This is a genomic window from Xylanibacter rodentium, from assembly GCF_013166575.1.
In the GTDB taxonomy this organism is placed as follows: Bacteria; Bacteroidota; Bacteroidia; order Bacteroidales; family Bacteroidaceae; genus Prevotella; species Prevotella rodentium.
In genome coordinates this window covers 1-21,006 of the sequence record NZ_JABKKE010000021.1, presented here as the reverse complement: position 1 = coordinate 21,006, position 21,006 = coordinate 1, and the positions used below count along the sequence as shown (strand labels likewise).

Here is a 21,006-nt window from a genome sequence, read left to right as displayed (position 1 = left end):
ACAAATAGAATTTTTATATGAGACTAAATAAAATGGTATATTGCATGATGGCGGCAGCGACAGTGTTTGCCGCATCATGCTCCGACTTCGATGATTACAACGAAGCCTATGTAACGGGCAATGCGGAGAGTAAGTTGAGTCTTTGGGAGAATATTTCAGGAAATCCCGAATTGTCACAGTTCTCGGAATTGCTGAAGAAAGGTGGCTACGATGAAGTGCTCAACAGTCCTCGATTCTACACGGTGTGGGCTCCAAAAAACGGAACCATATCCGATTATAGCAGTCTGATGGCAATGAGCAAGGATTCTTTGGTGGACAGATTCATCAAGAATCACATTGCCAATTACAATTATAACATATCTGAGACTGGTGAGCGTCGTGTATATACTCTCAACGACAAGTCGATGATATTGGATAATGGCACTTATGCCGGTCTGACGATAGATCCCAAGTTTAAGAATGTGCCGAGTGTAAACGGTATATTGCATGTGATTGACGGTTATGCCGAGTATCATCCCAATCTTTACGAATACATATTTGAAGCGGGTGTAGACAGTTTGTCAAAGTATTTTAAGCATTTTCAGTATGACTATTTCGATGCGGCAAAGAGTGTTATCGGTCCGATTGACTCTTTGGGACGTCAGACATATAGCGACTCTGTAATCGTAAAGCGTAACAGACTTACTTATAACGGAGGATTGATAAATGCCGAACTGGCTAATGAAGATAGTACATATACATTGCTTATCCCCACAGATGAGGCATATAAGAATGCGTACGAAACAGTGAAAAAATACTATCGTTATCCGAGTTCAAATGAAATTAAATACAAGCCGATTACTTCAGAAGGAGTCGGTAAGGAACAGGTTGTTCAGGTGAAATCGGATACTCAGACAGACTCTATTGCAAGAATTCAGATAGCCCGTACTCTTGTGTTCAGTCATGGAAATACTTATAATTCATCGCTGCCTGAAAATGATGTTCTCGAAGGTTCTTATCAGGATAAGGGCGACACGTTATGTTCATCGTACAACTATTATTTGTCTAACGGTATGGATTTTATAAAAAAACATACTGTAGGTGAAGTTCGCACGCAGAGCAATGGATATGCACGTTTGATAGATAGTCTGGCCGTATATTCATGGGATGTATGGTGTCCTGGAGTTTCTGTTGATTTGTTCGGTCAAAAAGCTTCTCAGGAAGTATATCCATTTTCTGCAAGTTGCCAACCGCCGACTATAAAGCGTATAGATAATAACTATAGAGCAGAGTATTGGCCATATGAACGGTATTTGTCGCTTGAACCCATTGGAAACAACTCTAAGCCTGAGATATATTTCAATATGAGCGGAATACGTGCGGCATCATACGGTGTGTATATTATATTGTTGCCGGATTCGTTGAATCGTGAAAGTAGCGAGAACAAAGTTACCCAATTTGATGTAGATATCAGTTATATGGGAGAAGACGGTAAGATAAAGTCATGGGGCTTTACAAAATTGAAAGCTTTTGAGGGAGACGCCAAGAACAAAATCAATATTGTCAAAGTTCAGAATCCCAAGGGAGTTAGTACAGATGCTGACAAAACTATAACATTTCCTTATGCATACGTATCTACAACTGCCAAGCCGTATCTTCACATGAAGATAAACCGTAACAACTATAGTTCTACAGAGAAGAATTACAGTCAGACTTTGCGTATCGCCGGTATTATTCTTGTTCCGGTAGAATATGAAGAATACTTAACAAATAAAGAGTAATTATGAAGAGCATTATATATAATATTCAAAAGGCGTTCAATAGAAACGCTCTTTGTCTCATCGCGCTCGGTGTGGCTATGCCTGCCATGGCTCAGGATGACTGGTCAGACGATGGGGAAGCTAAGGCGCCGAAACGTCCGAAAGTAGAGCAGGAGAAGTATCAGTTGAAAGTGGTGAAGGGTGTTGTTCTTGACGAAGTTACCAAGAAGCCTCTTGGAGGTATTCAGGTGAAAGCGCTCGGCAACAGCCGTTACACGGCCATGTCTGATGATGACGGAACCTTTACAATCAAGGTCCCAGCATTCACTTCCTCATTATACGTATATGCGCAAGAATTTTCTGCGCAGCAGGTTGCCATAGGCGACAAGGAAGATAATCTTGTAGTATATATGCTTAGCGATAAGTTCCGCCCGATGTATGATGATGCTACAACGATTACGGCATCGCGCAATTTCGTTGCCAATAGCGGTCATAATTATACAATAGACTCAGAGATAGAGAACAATCTGTCGGGCGATCTCCGTGCCATACAGCGTTCGGGTGGTATCGGTCTTGGAAATACAATGTTTGTGCGCGGTATGAACTCTATCAATGCCAATGCACAGCCGCTTGTAATCGTAGACGGTGTAGAGATGGATATGCAGTTGAGCCGTGACATGTTGCATAGCGGAAATTTCAACAATATGTTGGCCAATGTGATGCCGGCTGATGTTGAGAAAGTTACCGTGCTGAAGAATGCGACGGCACTTTATGGTGCTCGTGGTGCAAATGGTGTCATACTTATCGATACCAAACGTGGACATAGCATGGCAACACGCATTGATGCAAACATATCTGTAGGTCTGAATCTGGTGCCGAGGCTCCAGACTGTGATGAATGCTTCGCAATATCGCAATTATGTCACTGAGATAATGGGAACCATCGACGGATTGAACAAGTACACTCCGGCGCTCAATTTCCTCAATGACGACCCCAACGGATATTATTATCATACGTATCATAACGACTTTGACTGGCAGGATGCTGTGTATCAGACAGCTCTTACGCAAAACTACAGCATCAATGTGCAGGGTGGCGACAACGTCGGCATGTACAATCTGTCTGTGGGATATGTAGACGGCGAAAGCACGGCAAAAGGCAATGACTATACAAGAATGAACGTGCGTTTCAATACGGATATTGAAATTCTGAAGAATCTTAAGACAAAATTCAATATGTCTATTGCGCGTACTACAACCAACTCGCAGAACGACGGAGTACCAGAGGATTTCTCTAAAGCTACTCCCACTTCGCCTACATTCCTTGCCTTAATCAAGTCGCCGCTTGTCACACCTTATCAGTATAGCGTGCATCGCGGAGGCTTTACCGATTTGCTCAGTGAGGCAGACGATCTGTTTGATGCTCTCGGCTCGGATTATTCTTTGGCCAATCCGGTGGCTATACTGAACAAAGCGGAGGGAGTGAACCGTAACTATACTGAAAATACCTATTTTCAGGCTATGATAGCCCCAACGCTGACTTTAGGACGTGACTGGGCCATAACTGAGATGTTCAGCTATGTTCTTAACCGTAATTCGCAGCGTTACACCCGTCCCAGTACAGGTGTTCCCGGATTCAGAATGCCTAACTTGCAACCGGTATATAACCAGTTTGCGACATTCTTTTCAAATGAGAACAATATCGTCAGCGATACCCGTGTAGACTATTCTCACATATTCGGTGCACATGCGTTGAAGGCTTTTGCCGGTTTCCGCTATAATTATTTCTCGTACGACAGTGATGCCATAAGCACACAGTACACAAGCCGTCAGGACGACAAGAACCCGCATATTGATGCCAATAGCTCCAACATCAATACGTCCGGTGGTGACAATGACAAATGGAAACAGATGCAGTGGTATGGCAATGTCGACTATAATTACATGAACCGATATTTCCTTACTCTTTCGCTTCTTGGTGAGGCCAACAGTCGTTTTGGAGAGAACTGTGACGGACTCGATGTCTTTGGTGTGAAGTGGGAGATATATCCCAGTGTTCAGGCCGGATGGGTGGCTACCAATGAAAAATGGTTCCCCAAGAATATGGGTATCAATTATTTGCGCATCAACGCGGGATACGATATCAGCGGTAACGATGATATTGCAAATAATGCTTCACGAACAGTATATGCCATGACCAAGTTTAACGGCTTCCCCGGAGTGCAGATGGTGAATGTGGGTAATGACAAGATTCATAGTGAGAAGACACATAAGTTTAATGTTGGCTTCCAAAGCTATTTGTTGCACAATCGTGTAGGAGTGAGTTTCGACTATTATATCCACAAGACAACCGATTTGCTTACTATCAAGACTTTTGAAAGCCCGATTGCCGGTATCAACAGATATTGGACTAATGGCGGAGAATTGAAAAATACCGGTTTTGAGGCCATGGTGACAGTTAAGCCCGTTGTTACCAAGAACTGGAATGTGGAGTTAGGTGCAAGTGTAGGCCACTACAAGAATGAAGTGACAAAACTGCCTGACGGAGATTATACATCGTCTATATATGGTCGTGACAATATTCTCACGTCTGTAGGAAATCCTGTGGCCATGTTCTATGGCTATAAGACTGACGGTGTGTTTGCTACGGATGCAGATGCAAAGGCCGCCGGTGATGACGGATATCTTTATATGCTGGACAACACTAATGCCAAGCATTATTTCAAGGCCGGTGATATGCGTTTTGTTGATAAGGATGGTAATGGCATAATCGATGATAACGATCGTTTTATCATCGGTGACCCAAATCCTGACATTTATGGCAATATATTTGCGACAGTCAATTGGAAGAACTTCACGCTCAGTATGAACTTTAACTATAGTCTCGGTAATGACGTGTTCAACTATCAGCGTATGATTCTCAACTCTGGCAGCAATTTCTACAATCAGCAGGTGGCCGTGACCAACCATTGGCGCTATGAAGGACAGCAGACCGATATGCCGCGTGTAGCTTTCAATGACCCCATGGGCAACAATCGTTTCAGCGACCGCTGGATAGAGGATGGCAGCTATCTGCGTATGAAATCGCTTAAACTGTCATATGGAGTTCCCGTCAATTCAACATGGTTGCAGGGACTTACCGTTTGGGCAGAGGCCATAAATCTTTTCACACTGACAAACTATCTGGGCAATGACCCTGAGTTCAGTATAAACAATGGTGTGATGTATCAGGGCATTGATTGTGGCAATCTTGCACAGGGACGTGCCTTTACTTTCGGACTAAAGATAAACCTCTAAATAAAATCAGAAAATATGAAAAAGATTATATTGTTTTTTGCCGGTATGATGGCGTTGGGCTTCTCGTCATGCAGCGATATGCTCGATGTGGATGGCGGACGTCAGGTGGAGATGCCGGATTTGACTCAAAAGACGGACTCGCTGTTTTATGTGGCCGGTATCATGGAGGCCATGCAGCATGCAGCTGAGGTTTATGTGATTCAGAATGAGTTGCGTGGCGATTTGGCTACAACGACAATACATTCTGACAGGAACTTGCAGGAGCTGGCAGATTTCTCTGCCACTTCTGCCAATAAGTACGACAGTGCCTATGTATATTATAAGGTGGTGAACAATTGCAATTACTATCTTGCACATCGTGACACCGCTCTCTATGATGGTGCTACCAATGTCACCCTTGATGAGTATGCTGCAGTATTGTCGTTCCGGGCATGGGCATATCTCCAGTTGGCACGCACTTATGGTAAGGTCAAGTTCTTCACAGAGCCCATGACATCGTTGTCGCAGATACAGAATAACAATTCTCCGGAACTTGACATCTATGGTATAACCAATGCGCTTGCACCGGAGTTAATCAGGTTCAAGAGCGCGGAAATTCCGTATAGTGGCAAACTTCTTCCCGGCGGTAGCAATGAAATATTGTCTCGTTTATGCATTCCTGTAGATGTGATTCTTGGCGATCTTTATCTGGAAGCCGGTGACTATGCCAATGCAGCCTGTAATTATTACGATTTCCTTTTCAAGAACAAGATATTCTCAAGAAATTCTATATCAAGTTTTAGTCCGAAAGAACATTTATATGCGAATATTCCAAGAGATTTTGGTGGAGTAACTTTTGGCAGTGGTACACGTAGTTGGAGTTCTTGGATTAGTTCACTATCCACTGTGCTTTCTCCGTTTGATGCAACAATGGATACCGGTATTCTTACATATGTTCCTATGGCTTCGACCAGTTTGATGGGATATACGTCAGAGTTGTCGATACTTTTCGGATACAATCCGTATTATCTTAATTCACATGGCGGAAGTTTTAATAAATTGTCTGCAGAGGAGTATGACAGTGTTTTTGTGAAAAAGCAAATAGTACCTTCTGATGCTTATAATTTTATTGCCGACAGTACTGATTATTACTATCAGACAAATAATCCTACAAATCCTCAAATGTCTGTAATGAAAGGCATGGGAGATATGCGTGCACGCTCACGAGTTGGAAGTTATTCCCTTAATAATGTGAAATATGAGATTTTGGGTACTTATGTCCAAGAATCGCCTTATGTATTTCTCTATCGTCCAACCACAATCTGGCTTCATCTTGCCGAGGCTCTCAACCGTATGGGCTATCCCGATGCCGCCTTTGCTATTCTTAAGGATGGTATAACCGACAACATGAAGGGTTACAGCTACGTTCGTGAAGAGACATGGAATTTGCTGACTACTACGCTTCCGTTCTGTTCTGAAGACGGAAGAAGCGAGCAGTCGACTGTTTTCAGTGGCAGTGGCACCAATCATAACTATGGTATCCATCGTCACGGTTGCAGTGACAACTATGGTACATCGGGTGACAAGTCGCTTTATAGAATGACAGACGAGGTGGTAAAACAGATTGTCGCTCTTAAGAAATCTTTTGGCGAAGAAATCACTTTCACTGCCGTTGACCGTGTGGCAGACTCTATTCGCATTGATGATGAAATCAAGAATGTTCTCAATGACGAATCGCTTGATGAAGAAACCAAAGCGGAGAAACTTGCTGAATTGAATGCCCGGATGAATAAACTTCTTAAGGAAAAAGCATCTTTGGGCAACTACGACATAAGAGACGTTATCAACGCTGTTGAGGATATCCTTTGCGATGAGTATGCAATGGAGTTCGCATTCGAGGGTAATCGTTTTGCCGATCTCATGCGTCTGGCACGTAACAAGAACGGTAAAGGCAGCGGTGAGTTTGTAGGAAGTCCGGCCTCTTATGGTTCGAATTTCGGTGGTCGCTGGCTGGCCAAGAAATTGGCTTTCAAGAATCCTGTTAAGAATCTTGAGATAGAGTCAAACTGGTATCTGCCGTTCAACTAAATACAAGTCCTGTTTTGGATAAGAATATTCAATGAAAATCAGCCCCGCACCCGTAATGGTATGGGGCTGATTTTGTGTAAACAACTGTTGATTAAACCGATTGTCAATATGAAAAAAGCATTATTCCTTTTTGCCTTTGCGGCATTCAGTGTGGCGATGCAGGCGCAGACCTCACGTAAGTTTACTGTCAACCTTACACCCGACGGAGCTGCCAACATGCAGGTATTTCTGCCTGAGCAGCCGTCAGGCCGCGCAATAGTGGGGTGCCCCGGTGGCGGCTATTCGCATCTTTCGATGCAGAACGAGGGAACTGATTGGGTGGAGTATTTCAACAAGCAGGGCATAGCCTACTGTGTTCTCACCTATCGTATGCCCAAGGGAGACCGCAGCATACCTATGAGTGATGCGCAGAACGCCATACGCACGGTACGCGACAGCGCCGAAGCATGGCATGTGAGTCCTTATGATGTGGGTATCATGGGTTTTTCGGCCGGTGGTCATCTCGCATCGACCACGGCCACGCATGCCCCTCAGGAATCCCGTCCTGACTTCCAGATACTTTTCTATCCCGTCATTTCTATGGACGAACGTGTCACGCATAAAGGTTCTGTGGTGGGTTTTCTTGGTGACAAGCGTGGTGACGAAAAGCTCGTACACGAGTTTTCCAACGACAAGCAGGTGCACAAGCATCAGACTCCTCCTGCCATCATCATCATGGCCGGTGACGACCGTGCCGTGCCCCCTATGACCAACGGCCTGCCTTATTACATGGCTTTGCGCAAGGCCGGCATACCGGCTGCCATGCACATATATCCTACGGGCGGTCACGGTTTCGGTTTCCGTACGTCGTTTGCATATCACGACCTTATGGTCGATGAGCTTACCACGTGGCTCGAAAATCTCAAATTGCCCAAGTCGGGAGCGCATCGCGTAGCCTGCATCGGCAACAGCATTACCGATGGTTATGGCATCGACATGGTTGATACGGATGGCTACCCAGCACAGTTACAGCGCATGTTGGGCCGCGACTATTGTGTCAGAAACTACGGTGTAAGTGCCCGTACGATGCTCAACAGCGGCGACCGTCCGTATATGAAAGAGCAGGCATGGGCCGATGCCAAAGCTTTCTGTCCGGACATTGTGGTGATAAAACTTGGCACCAACGACAGCAAGCCCCGTAACTGGACCGGTAATGACAAGGATTTCCGTGCCTCCATGCAGCAGATGATAGATGAGTTGAAGGCCTTGCCGTCAAAGCCTTTGATATATCTTTGCAACCCCATTGCTGCTGACACTAAGGGCGACCTCAACGAAAAGGGTATGATAATCGACTCTACCATTGTCAACGGTGTGATACCGGCTGTGGCAAAGGTTGCAAAGAAGAACAAGCTCGATGTGATAGACCTGCGCCCTGTTGTTAAAATCAAGACGGACGAGATGCAGCGTGACGGCATACATCCGACGGCAAAGGGTGCAAAGAAGATTGCAGAGATTGTAGCGGAAGCTATAAAAGTCAAAGGGAATTAATTATCTGTATAGGAGTTTTTTATAGGAGTTATCACTTTAACTCTTTTAACTCCTATAAAAAACTCCTATACAAAGAATCAATTCCTGAACGTCAACTCCCCGTTCTCCGCATCTATTATTACAGGCTTGTCGCTTTGAACATCACCTGCCAGCAAGCGTTTCGACAGTTCGTTGAGCACCTCGTGCTGTATGGCCCGCTTTACAGGCCGGGCACCGAATTCCGGGTCGTATCCGGCGTCGGCAAGAGTTTCGACGGCCCGTTCTGTCATTTCGAGGGTAAATCCCTGCGATGCGAGCATCGTCTTGACGGCATTCATCTGCAGGCGCACCACTTCTGCGATTTCGCTCTTGTTGAGCGGCAGGAACATGATGGTCTCGTCGATACGGTTGAGAAATTCCGGACGTATGGTCTGTTTGAGCAGGTTGAACAGAGCGTTTTGCAGATTGAGCTGCTTCTCTGTGTTCATTGTTCCGCCGTTTTTCTCTATCTCCTCTCGTATCAGCTGACTGCCGAGGTTCGACGTCATGATGATTATCGTGTTCTTGAAGTTCACTGTGCGTCCCTTGTTGTCGGTCAGCCGGCCGTCGTCAAGCACCTGTAGCAGAATGTTGAATACATCGGGATGAGCCTTTTCTATCTCGTCAAACAACACCACAGAATACGGTTTGCGGCGTACGGCCTCGGTCAGTTGTCCGCCCTCGTCATAGCCTACATATCCCGGAGGCGCTCCTATGAGACGGCTCACGCTGAACTTCTCCTGATACTCACTCATGTCGATGCGCGTCATCATGGTCTCGTCGTTGAACAGATATTCTGCCAATGCCTTTGCCAGTTCAGTCTTTCCTACTCCTGTGGTGCCGAGGAAAATGAATGATGCTATCGGGCGTTTCGGATCTTGCAGACCTGAGCGGCTCCGGCGTACAGCATCGCTCACCGCCCGTATTGCTTCGTCCTGCCCGATGACACGGCGGTGCAGTTCTTCTTCCAGATGCAACAGTTTTTCGCGTTCGCTCTGCATCATACGCGTTACGGGTATGCCAGTCCACCGGCTTACCACTTCTGCGATGTCGTCGGCTGTCACTTCTTCTCTCACCATGGCCTCAGCTCCCTGTGCGTTGTGCAGTTGCTGTTGTATGTTTCTGATGTCGTCTTCCAGCACTTTCAGTTTTCCGTATCGTATCTCCGCCACGCGCTCATAGTTGCCTTCGCGTTCGGCCCTTTCCGCTTCGAAGCGCAGTTGCTCCATACGCTGTTTGTTCTGCTGAATCTTGTTCACGAGTGCGCGCTCGCCTTCCCATTTTGCGCGATACTGTTTTTCCTGATCGCGCAGTTCGGCTATGTCCTTGTCGAGCGCAGCGAGTTTTGCAGTGTCGTTCTCGCGTTTTATGGCCTCTCGTTCAATCTCCAGCTGTTTGAGTTTTCGCTCAATCTCGTCAAGCTCTTCAGGCACAGAGTCGCGTTCCATCCGCAGTTTGGCCGCAGCCTCGTCCATCAGGTCGATAGCCTTGTCGGGCAGGAAGCGGTCGCTTATGTACCGTTCCGACAGCTGCACGGCTGCTATGCAGGCGTCGTCCTGTATACGCACCTTGTGATGGTTTTCGTAACGCTCTTTCAGTCCGCGCAGAATGCTGATGGCACTCAGTTCGTCGGGTTCGTCTACCATCACCGTCTGAAAACGTCGTTCCAGGGCTTTGTCTTTCTCGAAATACTTCTGATATTCGTTGAGTGTCGTGGCACCTATCGAGCGCAGTTCTCCGCGTGCCAGTGCCGGTTTGAGGATGTTGGCCGCGTCCATGGCGCCCTCTCCGCCGCCGGCACCTACAAGTGTGTGAATCTCGTCGATGAACAGTATTATGCGTCCTTCGGCCTGTGTCACCTCGTTGATTACGCTCTTCAGCCGTTCCTCAAATTCGCCTTTATATTTCGCTCCGGCCACCAGTGCACCCATGTCGAGCGAATACAGTTGCTTGTCTTTCAGGTTCTCCGGCACGTCGCCACGAACGATGCGTTCGGCCAGTCCCTCTACGATGGCTGTCTTTCCTGTTCCCGGTTCACCTATCAGTATAGGGTTGTTCTTTGTGCGGCGCGACAGAATCTGCAACACGCGGCGTATCTCGTCGTCGCGGCCTATCACAGGGTCGAGCTTTCCGGCGCGTGCCAGTTCCACCATGTTCTTGGCATATTTCGACAGCGACTGATAGTTGTCGTCGGCGCTTTGCGACTGAACTTTTCGTCCCTGCCGCAGTTCGTCGATGGCGGCGAGCATGTCCTTTTCTGTCATTCCAGCATCTTTCATTATCCGCGATGCTGTGGAATTGACTGTCAACAGTGCCGTCAGCAGAGGTTCTACTGATACGAACTCATCACCGTTTCTGTTGGCAATGTCCTGAGCTTTGGTGAGCACGCTGTTGCTTTCGTTGCTCAGATATGGCTGTCCGCCACCAAGTACACGTGGCAGGTGCTGTATCTCGCGGCTTATGAGGCTTTCTATTTGTGCGGTATTTACGCCGAGCTTCTGGAAGATGAAGTTCGTCACGTCTTTGCCTTTGTTCATTACACCGTACAACAGGTGTACAGGCTCAATGCTCTGTTGACCGCCGGTCCTTGCCGTGTTGACGGCTTCCTGTACGGCTTCTTGAGCTTTGATGGTAAATTTGTCTAATGTCATGTTTGTCTCCTTTCTTTTTGTTATCCGAAAGGAATGGGACAAATAATGTGCCGATGAGAGGAGTATGACAAAATGACATCGCTTTTTTAAGGAGTTAAAGGAATTTTAAGAATACCTCCCGAAAAATGTAACTATTCAGCGGATAATCTTCAGTTCATAGAGTAGGGACATTTTTTGCGACATAATCATTTTGGTAGGGACATATTCTTGTATTTGTCCGCCATATATATGTTGAATATCAATATATTATGAACGGACAAATACAAGAATATGTCCCTACCAGATTATCCGCTGAATAGTTACCGAAAAATCAACTTCTCAGAGAGTCGAATCCCTGCCCGAACACTCCGTTGCAGAACGACTGCGACACGAGTGCGTATGGGTCAATGCTTTTGATGTAGTAGAAAATTTCCTGCGATTCATATTTACGGGCGAGCACAATCAATATGTCCGATTCCTGCTTTGAATACCATCCCTGTCCCTTGATTAGAGTCACGCCGCGGTTTACTTTTGTGTTTATAGTGTCGGCAATTTTTTCATATTCTTTTGATATGATGATAAACTGCACTGTCTGTCGAGAACCGTTTATGACATAGTCGCACACATAACTGGCTATCAGCGTGAATGCCACACCGTATACGATGGTCTCCGTGCTGTGGAAAAGGAAGTATGACGAACTTATGATAGTTATGTCGATGAACTGCATCGCCCGCCCGAAGCTCATGCGGAAATGTTTGTTGAGCAGGGCTATGATGATGTCGGTGCCGCCAGTGGAACCATTGTGCGAGAATACGAGGCCGAGACCGGCTCCGCTCATGGCTCCTCCTATAATCACATGCATGAACTTGTCTTCTCCGGCCGTGATGATGGGGTGTGCCTGGAAAAACGGCTGCAGAGCACCGATGATTACCGACATTATCGATACACCGATGATGGTGCGGATGGTGAACTGCCGTGTCAGTGCCCGGAAAGCTATCAGGAGCAGTGAGACATTGAGCACCCAGATGGATATGGCAGGAGGAAATCCGAAAGCATAAAACAGCAGTGCCGATATACCGGCCACACCGCCCATCACTACCTGCTCGGGCAGGATGAAAGCCGTATATCCGAAACCGTAAAGCATTATTCCGAAGCAGATAAAGAAGAAGTCTTTATATAGCTGCTTGTTCATATTCTTTCGTGCGATGTCTGTGATTTTGCTCATAGTCTGTCTCTTTCGTTATTATATGATGCAAAGTTAAATTAAATTTCTGCAAGAGCCAAGAAAATCGGGAAAAAGTGTGTTTTCACATGGCCATAGTAACTATATTGAGGATATGTCAAAATGCAAATACGTCCCTATGTTGTGTGATATTTGCGTTTCGACACATCCTCAACAATTCCCTTTCGCCCGTCCGGCTCGACGGGAACAGCACGATTGTGCCTATTCGCCCTAAAAGGGCAAAAGCATTAATTATCAGATGCTTACAATTCGTGCGTTCCTTGTGTTTAATGCTTTTGCCCTTTCAGGGCGCGTGGATTGTCGATGTTTGATTCCCGGGGTGTCGCTTCGCTCTGCCCCGGGCTGTGGGCTTGTTGCCCTTTCAGGGCGCGTTCTGTTCGGACAGGGCGTGTTCAGTTTGGACAGGGTGCGTTTAGTCCGGACGATAATGTAGTTTAATTTTGCTGACTAACTTATGTTTTTATTCGGTGCATGTTTGTCTCAGACGTTCCGTTTCGTCGAGTGATGCCAGTTCTTTCACTCGGTTCAGGTTTATGCCCAAAGCTTTTGCCAGTCGCTTGCCGTATTCCGGGTCGGCAAGATAGCAGTGTGCGGCATGCCGGTATTTGATGTTTGCAGTCACGTCTTTCATGTCGTTGGCGGTGTTGGCGATGAGCAGTTGCCGCTTGTCTTCAGTGAGCAGACGGTATAGGTCACCCGGCTGGCGGAAGCAGTCGTCCTCCGGTTCGTCGTAAGGGTTGTAGTGGTCGATGGCGCCGTCGGGGTCCATCGGTACAGGACGATATTGCGGCTGGTCCTGCCATTCGCCCTTGCTGTTGGGGAAGTATGCCGTTGTTGCTCCCTTGTTGCCGTCGGTGCGCATCTGTCCGTCGCGGTGGAATGTGTGCACCGGACAGTGCGGGCGGTTCACCGGAATGAGGTCGTGGTTCACCCCGAGGCGATAGCGCTGTGCGTCACCGTATGAGAAGAGGCGTCCCTGCAACATCTTGTCCGGCGAGAATCCTATGCCGGGAACAATGTGTGCCGGTGAGAAGGCCGACTGTTCCACTTCTGCAAAATAGTTCTCGGGATTGCGGTTCAGCTCCATCACACCCACTTCTATCAGCGGAAACTCCTTGTGCGACCATACCTTTGTCAGGTCGAACGGGTTGTCGCGGTGTGTGCGTGCCTGGTCTTCGGTCATAATCTGGAAATAAAGCGTCCATCGCGGGAAGTCTCCTCGCTCGATGGCTTCGAAGAGGTCGCGTATACTGCTGTCGGGATCTTTGCCCCTGAGCACTTCTGCCTTTTCCTCTGTAATATTCTTGATACCCTGTTGGGTGATAAAGTGGAATTTCACCCATACACGCCGCCCGTCGCTGTTGATGAGGCTGTAGGTATGGCTACCGAAACCGTGCATGTGGCGGAACGATGCCGGTACGCCCCTGTCCGACATGTTGATCGTGACCTGATGGAGCGCTTCGGGCAGCATCGACCAGAAGTCCCATTGGTTCTGTTTGGACCGCAGGTTGGTCTGCGGGTCGCGCTTTATGGCGTGGTTCAGGTCTGGGAAGAGCAGCGGGTCGCGAAGGAAGAACACGGGAGTATTGTTGCCCACAAGGTCCCAGTTGCCCTCGTCTGTGTAGAATTTGAGGGCAAATCCGCGGATGTCTCGTTCGGCGTCTGCCGCTCCGCGTTCACCGGCTGCGGTCGAGAAGCGCGCAAACATCTCTGTCTCCTTGCCAATGGCCGAGAATATCGATGCACATGTGTATTGTGTCACGTCGTGTGTCACGGTAAACTTGCCGTATGCTCCTCCGCCCTTTGCATGCATGCGCCGTTCGGGAATCACCTCGCGGTCGAAGTGTGCAATCTTCTCCATATACCATACGTCCTGCATGGCCATCGGTCCGCGTGGTCCTGCTGTTTGCGAATTTCGGTTGTCGGCTACCGGGGCGCCCACTTCGTTGGTCAGTTTCTTGCTTTTCTTTTCCATAGTTTATTATTTCTTTTTTTGAGTAATGAATATTTAGATGTCGTTGTCTTCTTTCTCTTTTCTTTTCACTGACACGTTCTTGTTTTGATGTAGTCGTGTCGTAGTGTTATCCTGAAACAATCTTTTTACTGCTGCAAAAGTATACACAAACTGTCGTTTATGCAAATCCTTTATTCCTTTTTAGACAAATGACGTATGTGTTAAGGAAAAGAGCCGTTTAAAAGGCATAAAGTAAGCATAGTAGTTGGCAAACCGTAACAAGTGTTATCTTTATAAAACGTTAATAGACTTTTTGAAATACTGCAAAGCCTGTCGTGCAGCGGAAGTGACCGCAGTGTCGGCTTTGATGTAGCGTGAGTCCGATATAAGATGAAGGACGCAGGCAAGTTGCGGCAAGCCAGCATTGGGATTTGCGTGCCGTCCGACAGCGACAGACAATATCGTACGGTGGTATGATGCCGGTTCGGCGGCCTTGTACTGTCGGTTCGGCGGCCTTGTACTGTCGGTTCGGCGGCCTTGTACTGTCGGTTCAACGGCCTTGTACTGACAGTACAGCGCCCTTGTACCGGAATGGCAATCATGCTTATGTGTTGGCATATGGCAAGGACAGACGCAACGGCGCGCCTTTCGACAGTGATATTTCCGCCGGATGGCCGAATTCTTTTTTATTTGCCGATTGTATGATTCTCGTTATTTTTTCATATCTTTGTCACGGATAGCTCTGCCGGCCGATAAGGCCGCTGTAGTTCACGAACATCGGCATGGCTGGCAATGACATGATAAAGGAGGAACGGCAAAGACAATGAAGTGACACAACAATAATAACACAACAAAACAATACGCAAATATATGGAAACAGGAAACAAGGCGCCGGAAATACTCGGGCGCGACGAGAATGGCCGTGAGGTAAGGCTTGACGACTTTGCAGGGAAGAAACTGGTGTTGTATTTTTACCCCAAAGACATGACATCCGGCTGTACAAGTCAGGCATGCAACTTGCGTGACAACTATGAAACACTGAAAGGCGCAGGCTACGAAGTGCTGGGGGTGAGCATCAACGACGAGAAATCCCATCAGAAGTTCATTGCAAAGCACGAACTGCCTTTCCATCTCATCGCCGATACGGAACATGTCCTGGCCGACATGTTCGGCGTGTGGGGCGAGAAGAGCATGTACGGTCGCAAATATTTCGGCACATTCCGTACAACATTCATCATTGGTGAAGACGGAACGATCGAACGTGTCATCGAGCCGAAGAAGATAAAGGTGAAGGACCACGCAGCCCAGATTCTGGAATGAAGTCCGACTGTAGCCGTAAGCAGTCATCCTTTGTTCTCGTGCAATGCACATGACAGCAGGCGGGCGTTGACAATGAATTCGTCATGTCCCGCCCTTTTCCATACATCACCGAGGAAGGCAGCCCCGCCGAAATGCCATCGGCGGAGCATCGGAATATGGCCGAGCGTAATGCCGCCAAGGGCTATTACACGGCTGTCAAGAATGCCGTTTCCGGCAGCTTTACCGAGTTCTTCGCTACAGTATGACGACCGGTAGCCCTGTTTGGATATGCTGTCGAATATCGGACTGAGAAAGATATAGGCGGCATCGGCTTTCTTTTCTGCCGCCTCGGCAATGGAATGGCATGATGCCGAGACAGTATAGCGGTCAGGGTCTGCCGCAACGAACGGCGGCACCGACGGGTTGCGACGGTTAAGATGAACGCCGGCAAGATCGTAATCGAGGCAGAGCTGGAAATGGTCGTGAACGACAATGCGGCGCAGATACTTGTCGGGCAGGGAGTCAAGCAGCCGGGCGCAGTCTTCAACAGCCGAACCGGGTTTGCGCAGATGCAACATGTCGATGCCGCAATCGAAGAGCTCTTTTATTCTCTGTGCCTCGTCAGGCATAGGGCAGGGCGATGTTATAACGATAAATTTCATATCATGGAAATAAAAGAGGATGTGCCGGAATGCAAATCGTACGTTTGTTGTGCAATGTCTGCATTTGGCACATCCGCTTTTTTCTTGGCTTATCTGTCGCAATCTTTCAGCGAATGGCTGATGCGTGCGGCGCAGAAATTGGGGCCGCACATCGTGCAGAACTCACCTTCGGTCTTGTTCGATGTCTTGTAATACTCCAGTGCACGTTCCGGGTCGAGGGCCAGATTGAACTGGTCTTTCCATCGGAAGTCGTAGCGGGCCTTGCTCAACGCGTTGTCGCGGATGGTGGCGCCGGGATGCTGCTTGGCCAGGTCGGCGGCGTGGGCGGCAATCTTGTATGTTACCACGCCTGTGCGCACGTCGTCCTTGTCGGGCAGGGCAAGGTGCTCTTTCGGTGTGACGTAGCATAGCATGGCCGTGCCGTACCATCCTATCATGGCCGCACCGATGGCACTTGTGATATGGTCGTAGCCCGGGGCGATGTCCGTGACGAGCGGTCCTAGGGTGTAGAACGGGGCACCGTGGCACTTCTCTATCTGCCGGTCCATGTTCTCCCGGATTTTGTGCATGGGCACGTGGCCCGGTCCTTCGATGAATGCCTGCACATTCTTCGCCCATGCGCGCTCTACGAGTTCGCCCATGGTGTCGAGCTCGGCAAATTGTGCCGCGTCGTTGGCATCGTGTGTGGAGCCGGGCCGCAGACCGTCGCCCAGCGATATGGCCACGTCGTAACGGGCACAGATGTCACAGATGTCGTCGAAGTGGGCATAGAGAAAACTCTCCTCCTGATGCACCATGCACCACTTTGATATGATGCTTCCGCCGCGGCTCACCATCCCCGTGAGGCGGCCCTGTGACAGATGCACGTTCTTTAGGCGTATGCCGCAGTGTATGGTGAAGTAGTCCACTCCCTGTTCGCACTGCTCGATGAGTGTGTCGCGGAATATCTCCCATGTCAGGTTCTCGGCCTTGCCGTTCACTTTCTCAAACGCCTGATACATCGGCACGGTGCCTACCGGCACGGGACAGTTGCGCAATATCCACTCGCGCGTCTCGTGGATGTTGGTACCCGTGGACAGGTCCATCAGCGTGTCGCCGCCCCATTTGCAGCTCCATACGGCCTTTTCCACTTCCTCCTCGATGCTTGAGTTCTGATGTGAGTTGCCGATGTTGGTATTGATTTTCACGAGAAAGTTTGTTCCGATAATCATCGGCTCAGCCTCGGGGTGATTGATGTTGGCCGGTATGACAGCGCGTCCGGCAGCCACTTCGTCGCGTACAAACTCGGGTGTGATATGTGTCTCGATGCCCAGTTCGGCACAGTTCATGTTCTCGCGTATGGCCACATACTCCATCTCTTGAGTGATGATGCCGCGCTTGGCCAGCGCCATAAGCGTATCACCGGTCTTGCGGGCGTCTGTCCACGGTTTGCGTAGTTTGGGCAATCCCCGTTTCAGGTCTGTCTCGATATTGGGATCGCTGTACGGTCCGCTTGTGTCATATACATAGACAGGGGCGTTCTCCGTCATCTTCTTCTCTCCGTTTTCTATTGTCACTGTCGGTGTCAGGCTTACGCGGCGCATGCCGACACGCAGGTCGGGGTATATCCGTCCGTTCATATATACCTTCTCGGACGACGGATATGTGATTTTGATGTTGTCGTTCATATTGATTTTTATAATTTGATTATCCTTTTCATTTCCTCAACAGGATTCAAGGCATTGAGCACGGCCCCGCTCAGTGCGATGCCATGCACTCCGGTAGCCATTATAGCGGGTATGTCATCGTACAGTATGCCACCGATGGCTACTACAGGAATGTCTATGCCGGATGCGGCCATACGGGTGATGATGTTCCGGTAGCCGTCAAGGCCGAGTACGGGCGAGAGATTGGTTTTTGTAGTGGTGAAACGGAATGGGCCGCAACCGATATAGTCGGCGCCCTCGCGCCACAGTCGCTCCACGTCGTCGAACGTGTTGGCGGTGCCGCCGATGACAAATTCTTCGCCGAGCACGCGGCGCGCTTTGCAAACAGGCATGTCGTTACGGCCCAGATGCACGCCGTCGGCCTTTAACTCTTTGGCCAGTTCGACACGGTCGTCTATGATGAACACTGCTTCGTGTTCCCGGCAGAGAGGCTGAATGCCGGACGCAGCTTTGCGCACTTCGTCGTCGGTGGCGTCCTTCATACGCAGCTGAATCCACCGGCATCCGCCTTCAAGGGCCATGCGCGCGCTGTCCACATATGAGTAACGATGGTTTTGATGTGTTATAAACTGTATCTGTTTCATATCTTAACAAGTTTTTTCGGGTCAAAGAAATGGTTTACGGGTCCGTGCCCCCGGCCTGTTTCCACATCGGCACCGTACAGCAGGGCCTGCGTGACATAGTCCTTGGCCCGGCCGACGGCCTCGTCAAGCGTTAAGCCGAGAGCGAGGAATGCCGCTATAGCCGACGACAGGGTGCAGCCTGTGCCATGGGTATTGGCTGTAGGCACATCGTCGCAAACGTATTCGCGTGATGTCATGCCGCTGCAGGCGGCATGATACAGCCGGTCTGTCTTGCGCCCCGCAATGTGTCCGCCCTTTATCAACAATGCTCTGCAACCGTCGCGCAACATCGCCATGGCGGCATTGTCCATCGACGGTTTGCCGCTTATTGCCATCCCTGATAGCACTTCGGCTTCGGGCACATTGGGTGTCAGGAGCGTCGACATGGGCAGAAGCTCTGTCCGGAAGACGTCGAGTGCGTCGTCCTGCATGAGCCTTGTGCCGCTTGTGGATATCATCACCGGGTCTGTAATGACGTGCCCGATATTATATTCTTTCAATGTTGCGGCAATGGCACGGATAGTGTCGGCGTCGTTCACCATTCCTATCTTGACAGCCTTCGGACATATATCGTCCATCACAGCACGTATCTGTCCGGCAACGATGTCGGGAGATATGGCTTGTATGGCAGTCACGCCAAGTGTGTTTTGTACTGTTATCGATGTTATGGCCGAAGCCGCGTAGCACCCCAGTGCCGACATAGTCTTGATGTCAGCCTGTATGCCTGCGCCTCCGCAGCTGTCGCTGCCGGCAATGGTGAGAACGGAAACGTACTTCATTCTTCATTTTTCATTTAAAATCGAACGCTCTGTCCCAGTTTTTCCATACCGGTTCCATGCCGATGGCTTTCAGGTCTCGCTCTACTTCCCAGGCCCTGCGGGCGTCGCTCACCTCAAACTGCTCCAGAGCGTTGGGGTAACAGCAATATCCGCCCGGCTCGGTGCTGCTCTCGGCGCTCATCGTCGTCACACCGAGTGTGGCCATATTGTTGCGCATACGCGGTTCTTCGCGGGTTGAGTAGGATATGTCGACGTCGTGGTCGAAGATGCGCATGGCAAATGTCACCTGTGCCAGCTCGCGGTCGGTCATCTCAACGTTGGGTTGGAAACCGCCGTTTTCCGCACGGCGCATCCGGGGGAAGTTCACGCTGTACTGTGTGCGCCAATATGTCTTCTCGAGATAGCGCAGGTGGCGTGCCATCATGGTCACGTCGGTGCGCCAGTCTTCCAGACCTATCAGCACTCCCATCCCTATCTTGTGGATGCCGGCCTGCCCCATGCGGTCGAATCCGTTGAGACGCCACTCGTAGTTGGATTTCATGCCGTGCGGATGGTATGTCTTGTAGCGGGCCTCATTGTATGTCTCCTGGAAACAGATCACTCCGTTAAGACCGTGCGTGCGCAGACGGGCGTAGTCCTCGGCTGAAAGCGGCATCACTTCAATCTGCAGGTTACTGAAGTATGGCTTGGCGAGGTCGAGTGCACGGGCTATGTAACCGACACCGGCCTTGGCGGGATTCTCTCCCGTGACGATGAGCAGATTGTCAAACGGGCCGAGCCGCTTTATAGCTTCATACTCGCGAACTATCTCTTCTTCGGTCAGTATTGTCCGCGGCATCTTGTTCTGCACATGAAATCCGCAGTATACGCATGAGTTGGAGCACGAGTTGGTTATGTATATAGGAATGAACATGTTGATGGTCTTGCCGAAACGCTCGCGCGTATACTTGCGGCTGAGCCATGCCATCTGTTCAAGATACTTGTCTGCAGCCGGCGAAATCATCGCCATGAAGTCGTCTATGTCGCAGTGCTGCCTGGCGAGCGCGCGCCGCACGTCGGTGTCGGTCTTGGACATGATGCGTTCCGTCGTCTCGTCCCAGCTTATCTGTCTTATAACGTCACTGAACATCATTGGCCTATCCTCCGCAAAATGCTTTAAGTATCACTATATTGTCGCCGTCGTTCACAACGTGCGAATCCCACTTGTCGCGTGGAATCATATTGTTGTTCACGGCCATGGCCACACCCTTCCCCGGCAGCCGGTGTTCGTCGGCCACGATGCGGAGAGTTGTTCCGTCGGGGAACTCTGTCTGACTGTTGTTTATTGTAATTTTCATAAAGTCTTGATGTTGTCTCGTATTAAAGAATAAGTTAGTCAACAAAATTAAACTACATTATCGTACGGACAGAACGCGCCCTGGAAGAACGCGCCCCGCAGGGGCAACAAGCACATAGCCCGGGGC

At 49.2% G+C, this 21,006-nt stretch carries 14 protein-coding genes; 5 read left to right on the top strand and 9 right to left on the bottom strand.

From position 1 onward, the window contains the following. Positions 1–17: 17 nt before the first annotated feature. The 4 genes from HPS55_RS11435 to axeA1 all read left to right on the top strand — a co-directional run bounded on the left by HPS55_RS11435 (position 18) and on the right by axeA1 (position 8,629). The gene (locus HPS55_RS11435) at positions 18–1,760 is read left to right on the top strand and encodes a fasciclin domain-containing protein (protein WP_172177317.1); all 1,743 of its coding nucleotides are present in this window, start codon (positions 18–20) and stop codon (positions 1,758–1,760) included. A 2-nt stretch (positions 1,761–1,762) separates the two neighbouring features. After that, the gene (locus tag HPS55_RS11430) at positions 1,763–5,035 is read left to right on the top strand and encodes a SusC/RagA family TonB-linked outer membrane protein (protein WP_172177319.1); all 3,273 of its coding nucleotides are present in this window, start codon (positions 1,763–1,765) and stop codon (positions 5,033–5,035) included. Positions 5,036–5,050: 15 nt separating this feature from the next. After that, positions 5,051–7,102, top strand: coding sequence for a RagB/SusD family nutrient uptake outer membrane protein (locus tag HPS55_RS11425; RefSeq protein ID WP_172324964.1), 2,052 nt, complete (start codon positions 5,051–5,053; stop codon positions 7,100–7,102). Positions 7,103–7,210: 108 nt separating this feature from the next. Next, positions 7,211–8,629, top strand: a complete 1,419-nt coding sequence (gene axeA1 / locus HPS55_RS11420; RefSeq protein WP_172177323.1) for an acetylxylan esterase AxeA1 — start codon at positions 7,211–7,213, stop codon at positions 8,627–8,629. Positions 8,630–8,706: 77 nt separating this feature from the next. Here the strand turns inward: axeA1 and clpB are convergent, their stop codons facing one another. From clpB to HPS55_RS11405, 3 genes are all read right to left on the bottom strand, one after another. After that, positions 8,707–11,298: an ATP-dependent chaperone ClpB gene (gene clpB, locus HPS55_RS11415; RefSeq protein WP_172177325.1), complete on the bottom strand. Its 2,592-nt coding sequence runs from the start codon at positions 11,296–11,298 to the stop codon at positions 8,707–8,709. Positions 11,299–11,608: 310 nt separating this feature from the next. Continuing rightward, complete coding sequence (locus HPS55_RS11410; protein WP_172177327.1) at positions 11,609–12,502, bottom strand: YitT family protein; 894 nt, start codon at positions 12,500–12,502, stop codon at positions 11,609–11,611. 478 nt (positions 12,503–12,980) lie between these two features. Next, positions 12,981–14,495: a catalase gene (locus HPS55_RS11405; protein ID WP_172177329.1), complete on the bottom strand. Its 1,515-nt coding sequence runs from the start codon at positions 14,493–14,495 to the stop codon at positions 12,981–12,983. Between the two features lie 849 nt (positions 14,496–15,344). Between HPS55_RS11405 and bcp the strand changes: the two genes are divergently transcribed. Further along, positions 15,345–15,794 carry a thioredoxin-dependent thiol peroxidase gene (bcp, locus tag HPS55_RS11400; protein ID WP_172177331.1) on the top strand — a complete coding sequence of 150 codons (450 nt, stop codon included), beginning with the start codon at positions 15,345–15,347 and terminating at the stop codon, positions 15,792–15,794. A 23-nt stretch (positions 15,795–15,817) separates the two neighbouring features. Here the strand turns inward: bcp and HPS55_RS11395 are convergent, their stop codons facing one another. The 6 genes from HPS55_RS11395 to thiS form a co-directional block, all read right to left on the bottom strand. Then, complete coding sequence (locus HPS55_RS11395; RefSeq protein ID WP_172177333.1) at positions 15,818–16,435, bottom strand: thiamine phosphate synthase; 618 nt, start codon at positions 16,433–16,435, stop codon at positions 15,818–15,820. 89 nt (positions 16,436–16,524) lie between these two features. Then, positions 16,525–18,102 (bottom strand): phosphomethylpyrimidine synthase ThiC, encoded by a 1,578-nt coding sequence (gene thiC, locus HPS55_RS11390; protein ID WP_172177335.1) that lies wholly within the window; start codon positions 18,100–18,102, stop codon positions 16,525–16,527. A gap of 8 nt (positions 18,103–18,110) precedes the next feature. After that, positions 18,111–18,725 carry a thiamine phosphate synthase gene (locus tag HPS55_RS11385; protein ID WP_172177337.1) on the bottom strand — a complete coding sequence of 205 codons (615 nt, stop codon included), beginning with the start codon at positions 18,723–18,725 and terminating at the stop codon, positions 18,111–18,113. Continuing rightward, positions 18,722–19,543 carry a bifunctional hydroxymethylpyrimidine kinase/phosphomethylpyrimidine kinase gene (gene thiD / locus HPS55_RS11380; RefSeq protein ID WP_172177339.1) on the bottom strand — a complete coding sequence of 274 codons (822 nt, stop codon included), beginning with the start codon at positions 19,541–19,543 and terminating at the stop codon, positions 18,722–18,724. Before thiD ends, HPS55_RS11385 begins: the two co-directional genes overlap by 4 nt. A gap of 10 nt (positions 19,544–19,553) precedes the next feature. Beyond that, positions 19,554–20,672 (bottom strand): 2-iminoacetate synthase ThiH, encoded by a 1,119-nt coding sequence (gene thiH, locus HPS55_RS11375; RefSeq protein ID WP_172177411.1) that lies wholly within the window; start codon positions 20,670–20,672, stop codon positions 19,554–19,556. 7 nt (positions 20,673–20,679) lie between these two features. After that, positions 20,680–20,880, bottom strand: a complete 201-nt coding sequence (gene thiS, locus HPS55_RS11370) for a sulfur carrier protein ThiS (RefSeq protein ID WP_172177341.1) — start codon at positions 20,878–20,880, stop codon at positions 20,680–20,682. Between the last annotated feature and the right edge of the window lie 126 nt (positions 20,881–21,006).